At 48.0% G+C, this 12,180-nt stretch carries 9 protein-coding genes and 2 tRNA genes; 7 read left to right on the top strand and 4 right to left on the bottom strand.

The window, feature by feature from the left end:
- The 5 genes from EAE_RS23335 (at position 1) to EAE_RS23355 (ending at position 7,354) form a co-directional block, all read left to right on the top strand.
- The gene (locus tag EAE_RS23335; protein WP_015705991.1) at positions 1-828 is read left to right on the top strand and encodes an ABC transporter permease; all 828 of its coding nucleotides are present in this window, start codon (positions 1-3) and stop codon (positions 826-828) included.
- Positions 818-2,152 carry an ABC transporter ATP-binding protein gene (locus tag EAE_RS23340; RefSeq protein WP_015705992.1) on the top strand — a complete coding sequence of 445 codons (1,335 nt, stop codon included), beginning with the start codon at positions 818-820 and terminating at the stop codon, positions 2,150-2,152. Before EAE_RS23335 ends, EAE_RS23340 begins: the two co-directional genes overlap by 11 nt.
- Positions 2,145-4,904 (top strand): glycosyltransferase family 4 protein, encoded by a 2,760-nt coding sequence (locus tag EAE_RS23345; protein WP_015705993.1) that lies wholly within the window; start codon positions 2,145-2,147, stop codon positions 4,902-4,904. The genes EAE_RS23340 and EAE_RS23345 overlap by 8 nt, the downstream gene beginning before the upstream one ends.
- Entirely contained in the window at positions 4,894-5,946 is a 1,053-nt protein-coding gene (locus EAE_RS23350) for a glycosyltransferase family 4 protein (protein WP_015705994.1), read from the top strand. Before EAE_RS23345 ends, EAE_RS23350 begins: the two co-directional genes overlap by 11 nt.
- A gap of 322 nt (positions 5,947-6,268) precedes the next feature.
- Positions 6,269-7,354 carry a glycosyltransferase family protein gene (locus tag EAE_RS23355; RefSeq protein ID WP_015705996.1) on the top strand — a complete coding sequence of 362 codons (1,086 nt, stop codon included), beginning with the start codon at positions 6,269-6,271 and terminating at the stop codon, positions 7,352-7,354.
- A gap of 312 nt (positions 7,355-7,666) precedes the next feature.
- Here EAE_RS23355 and EAE_RS23360 read toward each other — a convergent pair.
- Positions 7,667-7,756, bottom strand: a tRNA-Ser gene (locus tag EAE_RS23360).
- Positions 7,757-7,846: 90 nt separating this feature from the next.
- Here EAE_RS23360 and mtfA point away from each other — a divergent pair.
- Together mtfA and EAE_RS23370 are read left to right on the top strand one after the other, a co-directional pair.
- Positions 7,847-8,647 (top strand): DgsA anti-repressor MtfA, encoded by an 801-nt coding sequence (mtfA, locus tag EAE_RS23365; protein WP_162777723.1) that lies wholly within the window; start codon positions 7,847-7,849, stop codon positions 8,645-8,647.
- Between the two features lie 100 nt (positions 8,648-8,747).
- Positions 8,748-8,823, top strand: a tRNA-Asn gene (locus tag EAE_RS23370).
- 54 nt (positions 8,824-8,877) lie between these two features.
- Here EAE_RS23370 and ldtA read toward each other — a convergent pair.
- From ldtA to nac, 3 genes are all read right to left on the bottom strand, one after another.
- Positions 8,878-9,819, bottom strand: coding sequence for a L,D-transpeptidase (ldtA, locus tag EAE_RS23375; RefSeq protein ID WP_015365885.1), 942 nt, complete (start codon positions 9,817-9,819; stop codon positions 8,878-8,880).
- Positions 9,820-9,895: 76 nt separating this feature from the next.
- The gene (gene cbl, locus EAE_RS23380; RefSeq protein WP_015705998.1) at positions 9,896-10,846 is read right to left on the bottom strand and encodes an HTH-type transcriptional regulator Cbl; all 951 of its coding nucleotides are present in this window, start codon (positions 10,844-10,846) and stop codon (positions 9,896-9,898) included.
- Between the two features lie 106 nt (positions 10,847-10,952).
- On the bottom strand, positions 10,953-11,870 hold the full coding sequence (nac, locus tag EAE_RS23385; RefSeq protein ID WP_015365883.1) for a nitrogen assimilation transcriptional regulator NAC: 918 nt from the start codon (positions 11,868-11,870) through the stop codon (positions 10,953-10,955).
- Positions 11,871-12,180 lie beyond the last annotated feature (310 nt).

The following is a 12,180-nucleotide window of genomic DNA, read 5'->3' on the forward strand; positions in this document are numbered from 1 at the left end:
ATGAATATTTTCTCTATTCTTGCTAAGACTTTTTATCGGTGTATTCATACACTTGCCACAAATAAAAATCTTGTGATTTCGCTGACTAAACGGGAAATCGGCAGTAAATATAAAGGCTCATTTATCGGGCTTCTTTGGTCATTTATCAACCCAGTGTTGATGATGGTAATTTATACCTTCGTTTTCAGCGTCGTATTCAAAATTCGCTGGGGTGCGGGCGTCGATTCCAAAGGAGAATTTGCGTTAGCATTGTTCATTGGTTTGATTTTCTTCGGGCTCTTTTCCGAATGTATTAACCGAGCGCCTTATTTAATCGTCAATAACGTCAACTACGTCAAAAAGGTTGTATTTCCGGTGGAAACACTGCCTATTGTTGCGCTCTGCACAGCTTTATTCCAAATGGCGATTAACTTCGTTGTTTGGTTGTTGTTCTATGTGGCGATCGTAGGCCTCCCTACATGGCACATCCTATGGCTACCTGTCATCGTCGCGCCGTTCCTTATGATGGCCCTGGGCGTATCCTGGTTCCTCTCTTCGCTCGGCGTTTACCTGAAAGATATCGCTCAGGTTATAGGCGTGATTACCATGATTCTGATGTATCTTTCGCCAATCTTCTATCCCATTTCCATGTTGCCTGACGCATATCACATCTTTATGCAACTCAGTCCGATGACTTATGTTATTGAGCAAGCAAGAGATTGCATGATGTTGGGCAAAAGTATCGCTTGGGATAGTTGGGGTATTTATACTCTAATCTCTTTCGTTATCATGCTGTTAGGTTATGGTTGGTTTATGTTCACGCGTAAAGGATTTGCTGATGTCATCTGAATTCGCAATTTCAGTCAAAAATATTTCGAAACGCTTTGAAATGTATGCAAATCCGAAGCATCGTTTATACCAAATGCTTTCTCTCGGTCGTCGTACATACTTTAAAGAGTTCTGGGCGCTGAACGGCGTTTCTTTTGACGTTAAACGCGGCGAAACGCTCGGCATTTTGGGCCGTAACGGTGAAGGAAAAAGTACCCTACTGCAGATTATTGCCGGCACGTTAACGGCCACTTCAGGCAGCGTTGAGGTCAATGGCAAACTGGCTGCTTTGCTGGAACTCGGCGCGGGTTTCAACCCTGAGTTTACTGGCCGTGAAAACGTTTATCTGAGTGGCATCATTCTTGGTATGACGCACAGTGAAATGGAGCAGAAATTCCCAGAGATCGAAGCGTTCGCCGACATCGGTGAGCATATCGATCAACCGGTCAAAACATACTCCAGCGGGATGTATGTGCGTCTGGCCTTCGCTGTTCAGGCTTGTATTAAGCCCGAAGTTCTAATCATAGATGAAGCGCTGTCGGTTGGTGATGAGAAATTCCAACGCAAATGCTTCGATTATATCGAATCGCTGCGCTTGCAAGGGTGTTCAATCATCCTGGTGACGCATTCCACTTCGACCGTAGAGAAGTTTTGCCAGCGAGCAATTTTGTTGCGAAAAGGCCGTGTAGAGGCCATCGGTAGCGCCAAAGAAATCATCGATCAATATCATGCCCTGCTGTACTCAGATGAAAAAACTTACCTGCGCTATCTGAATAACATTGCTAAAAGCACTAATAAATCCATCGTTCCACCAGCAGAAGAGAGCCGGGATGGTATCGTCCCCAAGGAAGGTCCTATCGTGGAACAAGTGGAGGCACAGGCAGAAAACGAACTGACCAGCGGCGCCCTTATTGAAAGTTGGATCATTAAAGATGCCCACGATCAGCCTTGCGATTTGTTCCGCGTGGGTGAGAAAGCCATCATCAATTTTGATATCAGCGTATTTGGGCCGATAGAAGAATTACAAGCAGGCTTTGTCATCAAGACAGTTGAAGGCATTACTGTATTTGGCACCAGCACCTTATACCATAAGAAGAATATACATAATGCTAAAGGCGGCGATACACTAAGGGCAACGTTTGAACTGGATCTGGCGTTATGCGAAGGCAACTATTTTATTTCTTTGGCTATAGCCAACGCTATCAGCCACGCCGATATGTCCTATCTTGATAAAAAAACCGATGTCATCGTCCTCAAGATCATAGAACCTCGCACGACAATGTCAGGTATTGCCGCATTGCCTGTTTCTTTATCACTCGAAAGGTGGTCAGGAGAGCATGAATAAATCAATACTTATTATCACTCAGTATTATTCAGTAGGCGGCCTGGAAACCTATATCAATACCCAGGTAAAGGATCTGGTCGCTCATGGCTACCAGGTTCATCTCATGTACTCCGTTATCGCAGACCCATCATTACTGCCTGACGGGCTGAGTTCGTGCCATACAAATATTCACTTAAGCAACGGTTCTATTGAACAACTCGTTCAGTGCGTAGACCTGATTCGACAAGTTATCAAAGAGGAGGGTATTGATGTCGTTCACGTCCATCCTTTTGACTGCATTTTCCCTGCGGTGATCGCCGCAGACTGCGAAAAAATACCGTCGTTATTAACTTTACACGGTCCATTGTCGCTCCAGCATTTTACGCGGAATATTTATAATCAGGCGTTGGCCATTTATTTCCTTAAAACTCTGCATACTATTTTCTGCGTTTCACAGGAAACTGCGGATCAGTTAGCGCAGATCATAGACCACCCATCGGTCATGATTGTTCCTAACCTAATAGATCCCCCCCAGACGCAGCTCGCTCTTACGGATAAGAGCGTTGACAAAAGATGGCTTATCGCCAGCAGGCTGGATGAGGATAAGGCTGCTGGGATTATAAAGTTCATTGACTTCGCCAGCCGTTGCCAAATGATTCATGGTATTGATATTTACGGTACCGGCAGTAGCGAAGACGTCATCAGAACCTACGTTAACGATAATAACTTCAGCCAGTGGGTAAGTTTTAAAGGCGTGCTTGGTAACATCCCCGCGGTCATGCCGCAATATGCTGGCTTTGCCGGCATGGGGCGCGGAGTACTGGAAGCCGGCATGAGTCAACTGCCGGTGTGTCTGGTTGGCTACGATGGGATTAAAGGTATTCTGAACGATGAAACCTTTAAACTTGCTGCTTACTGCAATTTTTCCGGCAGAAATCTGGCAAATATCGAGGAAACGGTACTTCAGGAGCAATTTGCCGCCGCGCATCCCCTGTCCCCAGATTTGCTCAGTGGTTACCAAAGCGCTGGTCGTTGGAGCCAGATCATCGAGAGCGTTTATCTCCCGAACAAGGAGCGATACGACAATCTCGATTCTTTGCAGCTCTACCGGCAACTATGTGAGGCGCCCCCCTCAAGAGAAAATGAAAGTTATTTGATCGCGGATGCATTTACTGCCGCCATATTTAAAACGTTAGCGAACCAACTGATCGCTAACAATATCGAGATTAAAGCTCACGATTATAGCATGAAAGAGACCGTCAAAATGGAAGGTAAAGTGAGTCAGGTTCCCCAGGAGCGCCCAAACAATGTAGCCAATTCAGGGAACGATATCATGGCCAAATTAACTGCTTTAGAAGAGCAAAATCAGGCTTTACAGAATGATGTTAAATCGTTAGTGCAAATTTTGACATCAGTAGTGGCAAAGCAGGAAGACTATTTTAATACTTTACCTCGGATAGGTACATCGGGCACAGGGCAAAAACTTCGCTATTTGGTCCAGCTCGCAATTAAATCGCTGACCAAAGCGGATAAACGCTATGAGCTGGCCAAAACCATTTACTGGAAACTGCCCGAGTCTGTCAGGTTAAAACTACAAACTCAACGCTACCGATACGTGCAAAAACACTTCGAGCATGCTTGCAATAGTGACAAAAAAGATACCTCCATACCTGAAGAGGTTCCAGCCTGGGTCGAAGCGGTAAACCGATCAGAAAAAGTCGTCTTCATTCCGTGCAGCTTCGAATTCGATGAACTAGTAAACCAACGGCCAATCAACGCGGCCAAATATTTCGCGGAGAAAGGGTATCAGGTTATTTTTATTGCCTGGCAGTGGACACCGCAGGAAACACTATCGAAAGGTTGCTCGCAAGTCTGGAATAATGTTTATCAGGTTCCACAGTATGAGTTTGTGAAAAATACCCGTCAATGCCAGCTACATGACAAAACCACGTCCTTTATCATCACCATGCCAGCGAAAATCTTCCTCAGCCCGCTCTATGAATTTAGATCGCAAGGCTGCAACATCGTCTATGACATTATGGATGAATGGGAATGCTTCAATGAGGTTGGACAGGCACCCTGGTATCAGAAAGAAATAGAAGAAACCTTTATTCTGCAGAGTGATTACGTCTGTAGCGTAGCCCCTTCACTGCGTGACAAATTTGCTTATCTGCGCAGCGATATTGATGTGATTGGTAACGGCTATTCCGAAAAGGTTCTCGGCGATACACGCAATATTGCGAAAGACGACGGCAATAAAGTAGGCTATTTTGGTCACCTGACCGACTCATGGTTCGACTGGGATATCGTATTTAAATTAGCGGAAGAATTCCCACAATATCACTTCGAGATTATTGGTTATGGTGAGCCTGAGTGGGTGGTCGAGAAAGCAAAAAGTATTGCGAACATCACCCTCGTCGGCAAAGTGATGCCACAAGATCTTCATCAATACGTCAAAGAATGGTCAATCGGTCTCATTCCATTCAAAAATGGCAAACTAGCTCAAGCCGTCGACCCTATCAAAATTTACGAGTACCTTTATTTTGGCTTGCCAACGTTGGTGACCGGGATTGAGCATATTAAACGCTATCCAATGACCTATTTCTCTGACGGCAGCGATATTGTCGACTTGTTTGAAAAAACAATCAAAAGCGAACGTCACTCTGCCGAACTGGAAGTTTTCCTGCATGAAACTACGTGGGCAGCACGATTTGAGGAAATAGAGTTGAACATCCTGAATAAAAGGGGAATAAGGGAATTATATGCTTCGTAAAATAGCATTTTTCTATCCTTGGGCAACGCATGGTGGTGTAGAAAAGGTCATGCTCACCCGCGCCAGACTGTTAAATGATACCGGAAAGTATCAGGTTGACCTTCTTTTCACTCATGATTCCGGTGCAGCGAAAGCGATCACAACCGCACTTTCGGATTGTAAAAATGTTAATGTCAAAATTGTCAACTTCGATTATTTGCTGACCCAGGATTACAGTCTCATATTTTGCATCGATTTCCCTGCAGCCCTGACATTTTGTCATACACATAAATTGAAGTATTTTGCGGAATGCCATACTCCCTATAAAGAAAACAGAGCTTATTTAAATAATGTTCCGCACAGTTGTTTGGCAGTACTGTGTCCATCCATATTATTTATGAAGCAGCTTGAGCCAGAATTGCACAAAAATACCAGTCCGCTGTTATTACTGCGCAATTTTGTGCCCTGGGATCATATCACCCATGAGCCGCATACTATCCCTACGCTCCCGGCATGGTCGAGAAGACCTATTCTCTTCCTGGGACGAATGGACAAGCTAAAGAATCCGACTGAATTACTGGACGCATTCGTTATTTTAAAAGAGCGCCATCCGGGAAAATACATGCTCGTACTTTGCGGCCCGCAGTCTTCAGAAATCAACATTAACGCTGAACTGGAGTGCAGGAATCTGGTTGGCGACGCGATATCCTTACCGCCAGTGCCATTCTTAAATGTGGACAAACTGCTGTTAGCGATCTCTCGCTCCAACGGGATTTTTGTGTCGCCATCAACTGGAGAGTCATTTGGCCTATCGGCTTCTGAAGCGATTTGCGCAGACGTACCCGTTGTCTTGTCTAATATCGAAGCACATAATTATTTGGTTGCCTCGCGTGAAAACGAATTCACTTACTCGTTACATGATGCTCGCCAATTGGCAGAAAAAATAGGTTCTATTTCTGACAATTATGCGCAATCCAAGGCATCACTCGCAGCGTTAAAAGACAAATTTTCCGCCCATGCATTTATGAATGATTGGGACGAGTTGCTTCGCAGAACCGAATAGCCTTTAGCTCCCCCATACTGGCTTTCGCTGCCAGTATGGGGGAGGTCGCCGAACAAGCTATCGCTGACATTGACAATGCCGTCAGGCACTTTATTAAAAAGTATATTGATACCGATATACTTTTCTTCATCCACCTCAGCCCGAACGTACGCCAGGTCACGGACTGTCTATTGAAAGGTTACTCAGGAATTAAACGGGTCAGCGCAGTTGCCTATCGCCCTTTAAGCCCTGAACCTATCATTTAATGACCATGGCAGCGCCCTTAACGGCGACGGTGGTTCCGGTCATGTATTGTCCGCAATTTATTTACTGAACAATGCCAATGAAAATCGTATATCTTTCAGCGGTTCCCTGGTTGAGTATAAGTCAGCGCCCTCATTTTTTCGCCAAATACGCCCTGACCCATGCCACTCAGGAACTTTTGTGGATTGAGCCTTATCCTAGTCGTTTTCCTACCCTCACTGATCTGACCCCTGGTCGACATGCCCCGGAACCGGCAGGGTTGGATTTAATAGAGGGCCTACAACTAACTCGATTGGGTTTTGTTGCCCCCGTGGAACCTATCCCCTCGCTTTTTAAACTGCTTAACCATAGAAAAATAAAACAACTCATTGACGATATAACCAATTTTATATCCGAAGATACTATTCTGGTTATCGGCAAACCCTGCCTGTTAGCCAACATGCTTATTAAGCAATTTAAATGGCGACAAGTGTGGTATGACGCCATGGACGATTTCCCTTCATTTTATTCTGGCATTTCAAAGAAAAATACGGCTCATCTTGAAAAAGAAATCGCCCTACAGGTTGACCGTATATTCTGCTCAAGTCATGCCTTAATCGAGAAATTTTCGTTTATCGCTCCCCACAAAACCATGCTAGTACTTAATGCTTGTTCTGATGACATACAGAAAAGCAATCTTCCCCAACCGTCGAATGAAAAAGTCACGTTTGGCTATATTGGCACAATCGCGAGTTGGTTTGACTGGAACTGGGTGATTGATTTAGCAACTAAAAACCCGGAAGCGATCGTAAATCTAGTGGGGCCAAAAAAGACAAGAGTTCCGGAAAATTTACCGGAAAATATCGTCCTCGAACCGCCTATTCCGCATCCCAAGGTGATGGAGAAGATATCCACGTTTAACTATGTGATCATTCCATTTGTGCAGAATGATATTACTAAATATGTCGACCCAGTGAAGTTTTACGAATACAGACTGGCTGGGAAAACCATTCTGTCCACGCCGTTTGGCGAGATGCTATGGCATCATCAGGGGGAAGCCAGCAATTCAGGAATAACATTAGACATCACCATACCTGAGAACACGCTCGTCTTCCCTTCACCGCAAAAATCAAACGACATTCCAAGATGGAGTGGACGATTCTCTGAAGTCTTCATCAGTCATTGAAGGTGGACATTTCCTGACATTTTGATAAGTCGTTTTTCAAGCGAAGCGATGACTGGGGCCAAAGAGGCCCCTTGCTGCTAACGAGCCTTGCAACATACGCAGAGATTACCCCGCCGCGGCGGCGGAAAAGTTAGACCGTAAACTCTAAATAGCCATTCTAGATCTGAACTGACCGTGTCCTCGAGCCGATATCTACCGATAATCGAGAAATCAGAGAATGATTATTGAGGAAAATATACCCTGAGAGTATACCAACACTATACCAAGTGTGATGGATGTCGTTGAAGGGAATTAGCGTAAGTGATTGAATAGTGGCGGAGAGAGGGGGATTTGAACCCCCGGTAGAGTTGCCCCTACTCCGGTTTTCGAGACCGGTCCGTTCAGCCGCTCCGGCATCTCTCCGCTGTTGAGGTTGCTATAATGCCAGGTTCTTTGGCATTTTAATAGCTCCAGTCCCTTATATTGAGTTCAAGTGACGACTTTGCGAGCGATATGATGTTTAAATGGCCGTGGAAAGCAGAAGAACAGACAGGTAATGGCGAAATCCCGTGGGAACAAGCGGTTGCCATTCCGGTTTTAGCAAACCTCACTCAACAGGAACAGCAGCAGCTGTGCCAAATGGCAGCTCGTTTTTTACAGCAAAAACGTCTGGTGCCGTTACAGGGATTTGAGTTAACCCCACTACACAGCGCACGTATCGCACTACTTTTTTGTCTGCCGGTGCTGGAGCTTGGCCTTGAGTGGTTAGATGGTTTCCACGAGGTTCTGATCTACCCTGCCCCCTTTGTCGTCGATGACGAATGGGAAGATGACATCGGCCTGGTGCATAATCAACGCGTTGTGCAATCCGGGCAAAGCTGGCAACAGGGTCCCATTATCCTTAACTGGTTAGATATTCAGGACTCTTTCGATGCCTCAGGTTTTAACCTGGTGGTGCACGAGGTCGCGCACAAACTGGATTCACGTAACGGCGATCGTGCCAGCGGCGTCCCTTTTATTCCCTTGCGTGAAGTCGCTGGTTGGGAACACGACCTGCATGCAGCGATGAACAACATTCAGGATGAAATCGATCTGGTCGGCGAAAGCGCCGCCAGCATTGATGCCTATGCGGCAACCGATCCGGCTGAGTGCTTTGCGGTGCTCTCAGAATATTTCTTTAGCGCACCGGAGCTATTCGCTCCTCGCTTCCCGGCGCTATGGCAGCGGTTCTGCCAGTTCTATCGTCAGGATCCGCAACAGCGTTTACGGGAAAACGATCTACTGGATGAAGACGACGCGCGCGTTGTTCATTAAAAGCCCGCTTTGAACTAAATATCGCCAATTGAATCAGCTGGTTAAATTTAGTGTTGACACTAAAATGCGAGGCCATTACTATGCGCCTCGTTCACACGATTCCTCTGTAGTTCAGTCGGTAGAACGGCGGACTGTTAATCCGTATGTCACTGGTTCGAGTCCAGTCAGAGGAGCCAAATTTAAAAAGCCTGCTTTCGAGCAGGCTTTTTGCTTTTTAACATCCACGCCAGTTAAAAACTGCTTTCTACCGCTGAACGACTAATATTCACCGGCATCCCGGAGCGCCTCTGTAACGCTGAATCCGCGCGCCCGACATTCACGCCCGCGCCCTGTACAAACTCACGGATTGCCGGGGTATATGGCAGCGGTACTTTACGGTCTGACTGAAATTCAGCGCGATTACGCGATAACGGTTCATGCACTTCCAGCCAGCGGCTACCGTCCGGTTCAGTCGTGTATTTTACCGGCTGATCGATAATCTGTACTCGCGTGCCAACGGGCACATTATCGAACAGGTATTTGATGTCATCGTTGCGCAGGCGAATACAGCCCTGGCTCACCCGCAGGCCAATGCCAAAATTGGCATTCGTTCCATGAATGGCATACAACCTGCCAATATAGATAGCATACAGCCCCATCGGATTATCTGGCCCGGCGGGCACCATCGCCGGCAGGGTTTTACCTTCTTTGGCATACTCGCGACGGGTATTCGCCGTCGGCACCCAGGTAGGCCCTTCCTGCTTACGTTCCACCGCCGTCACCCAATTACGCGGCGTCTCGCGCCCCGCCTGACCGATACCGATCGGTAACACCTCGACGGTAGTGCCCTCAGGCGGATAATAATAAAGCCGCATCTCGGCGACGTTTATCACGATACCGCTACGTACAGTAGCAGGCAGGATCAATTGCTGTGGGATAATCAACGAGCTTCCCGATTTGGGCAGATAGACATCGACGCCGGGGTTAGCCTCCAGCATATTGCTCAGCCCCTGCCCGTACTGCGCGGCAAAGGTTTCCAGCGGTTGGGTATTACGCTCGGGCACGTTAATTTTCATCGGGCTGCCAACCAGACGACTCCCTTCCGGCGGCAACGGATAACTTACCGCCAATGCGCTGTGGCTGGCCAACATCATCACCAGAGAGCAAAGCAACTTCATACGCCGCACCATCATTTTCCCTTCCTCAGTCGCGACTCACGTGAATGAATTATAGCTGCTTTGTCGCCTCCCGCTTGCCCGCTGGCCGCACTCAGATTTGATAATCGATCGCCACTTCCTCCGGCTCCATCGCCTGGCGCTTAATCTCATCCAGCGATAGTCCAGCATTGCACAGTTCAATGAAGCGCCAGACGTAGTTACGTTGTAACTGACCGCGTTTGAGCCCCAACCAAACGGTATTGGCATCAAAGAGATGGCGTGTTTCCAGCCGGGTAAAGGTATCCGCTTCGCGAGCATCGCCGGATTGCTCCGCCACCAGCCCCACGCCCAAGCCCAGCTCCACGTAAGTTTTGATCACATCCGAATCCTGGGCGCTGAGGACGATATCCGGCATCAGCCCTTTACGGGTGAAAGCTTCATCAATACGCGAGCGTCCGGTGATCCCCTGACGGTAGGTAATTAACGGCCAGCGCGCAATAGCCTCGAGCGTGAGCGGCGTAACCTCAATCAGTGGATGATCTTTTGGCACTAACAGACTGTGGTGCCAGCGAAACCAGGGGAATGCCACCAGCGTCGGGTCGTTACTTAAGCGCTCGCTGGCGATACCAATATCCGCCCCGCCGTTGTGCAACAACGCCTCGATTTCCTGCGGCGTCCCTTGCACCAGTTCCAAACGCACCTCGGGGAAAAGTTCGCGAAAAGCTTTAATTACCGGCGGTAGGCTATAACGCGCCTGAGTATGCGTGGTGGCAATAGTTAATACGCCTGAAGCGTCATTGGTAAAAAGATCGGCCAGCCGGCGAACATTGCTGGCCTCGTTGAGGATCCTTTCGGCAATGGAAAGCAGCGCTTTACCGGGTTCGGTCATCCCCAGAAGACGCTTACCGCGGCGGATAAAGATTTCTATCCCCAGCTCTTCTTCCAGCTCACGAATATGGCGGCTGACGCCAGATTGCGAGGTGTACAGCATATTAGCGACTTCCGTCAGGTTGTAATCCCGACGGGCCGCCTCGCGAATAATTTTTAGTTGCTGGAAATTCACCTTTTCCCCCAGGTCTTCAGACATAACATGATGTCTATTGTTAAAGTCTGTTTACCCGGCAAACAAATAATAAAAACCAGCAACTTATTCCTTAAAAGAATATAACCTAACTGACCAGCTGTAATTCACGATTCTCCAACGAAGGACGGCTGACCAGCGACAGCAGGATATCTTTGACCGCCTGAGCCTGAGGAGATAAACCGCCGCGCGCCGAGGTATTCAGTGAGAGCGACAGGCTCATCGACGGCGTGCTGATGCGCGCCATCCAGCCATTTGCCGTAGCACACAGCGAGCGCGCCGCCGATTCCGGCAGTACGGTAACGCCCATTCCACTGGCGATAGCGGCAGTTAATGTAGTGATGGATTCGATCTCGCCGATCACTTTTGCCGACAGGCGGCGTAATGTAAAGGCTTCCGTCACCCTGGCACAGACAGCGCTATAGTCACGCGGTAAAAACAGACTCATCTCCGCCACCGCCGAGAGATCAACGCTTTGTCCCGGACAGTTTTGCGTGCCGACCAGATACAAATCCTCTTTTAGCAACGGCTGGCTGACCACTCCAGCTACCGGTGAACGTTCGTACAACACCGCCATATCCAGTTGGCCGCCAAGCAGCTTGTCATTTAAAACGCTGCCGCTACATTCCTGCAGATAGACGTTGACCTCGGGAAGCTCATTACGCACGGTCTGCAGCAACGGCATGGTGATCGCCGAAGCCGCCGTTCCCGGTGCTAGGCCAATCGCCACCTGCCCGCTCAGCGTCTGGCCCACGTTATGTACCGCCAGATGCGCCTGTTCACACTGACGCAAAATGGTTCGCGCGTGGGTATAGAGAATTTTCCCCGCTTCGGTTGGCGTAACGCCTCGTTTGGTGCGGATCAGCAGTTTCTGCTCCAGTTCACCTTCCAGGGTCGCTACCTGCTGACTCAGCGCCGGTTGTGCGATATGCAAGACTTCAGCGGCCTGGGTCAGACTGCCGATATCGACGATTTTCACAAAATACTTCAGTCGTCTTAAGTTCATTTTGCCTCCTGTAAGGGAATGCCACTACTGGCCATTAAGTTACAGGGATTTTGCAAGATGCTTGCCAGGTTTTACGTAGCCGCTCACCGCCCTGCTGGCGCGGTAAAATAAGGGTTAGTGATAATACTGCTGGCTTCCATGAGCGCATGATATGCCCCATTAGGGGTATAAATGCACCATTTTGGTGCATTTCCGCCGGGGTTTACTCTAAAAGGGTTTTGATTGTTGAAATTGTCAGCAGTCGAACGCTTTATGGCGATTCAGCCTTTGACAACACCCTAAGTCATCGATAATATGCGCCCCGTTCACA

Source organism: Klebsiella aerogenes KCTC 2190, from assembly GCF_000215745.1.
In the GTDB taxonomy this organism is placed as follows: Bacteria; Pseudomonadota; Gammaproteobacteria; order Enterobacterales; family Enterobacteriaceae; genus Klebsiella; species Klebsiella aerogenes.

Bases quoted from the DNA above. Each gene is read 5' to 3' on its own strand.
- EAE_RS23355 (WP_015705996.1), top strand. From the start codon at position 6,269: ATGAAAATCGTATATCTTTCAGCGGTTCCCTGGTTGAGTATAAGTCAG.
- mtfA (WP_162777723.1), top strand. From the start codon at position 7,847: ATGATGTTTAAATGGCCGTGGAAAGCAGAAGAACAGACAGGTAATGGC.
- EAE_RS23340 (WP_015705992.1), top strand. From the start codon at position 818: ATGTCATCTGAATTCGCAATTTCAGTCAAAAATATTTCGAAACGCTTT.
- ldtA (WP_015365885.1), bottom strand. From the start codon at position 9,819: ATGATGGTGCGGCGTATGAAGTTGCTTTGCTCTCTGGTGATGATGTTG.
- EAE_RS23345 (WP_015705993.1), top strand. From the start codon at position 2,145: ATGAATAAATCAATACTTATTATCACTCAGTATTATTCAGTAGGCGGC.
- EAE_RS23350 (WP_015705994.1), top strand. From the start codon at position 4,894: ATGCTTCGTAAAATAGCATTTTTCTATCCTTGGGCAACGCATGGTGGT.
- EAE_RS23335 (WP_015705991.1), top strand. From the start codon at position 1: ATGAATATTTTCTCTATTCTTGCTAAGACTTTTTATCGGTGTATTCAT.
- nac (WP_015365883.1), bottom strand. From the start codon at position 11,870: ATGAACTTAAGACGACTGAAGTATTTTGTGAAAATCGTCGATATCGGC.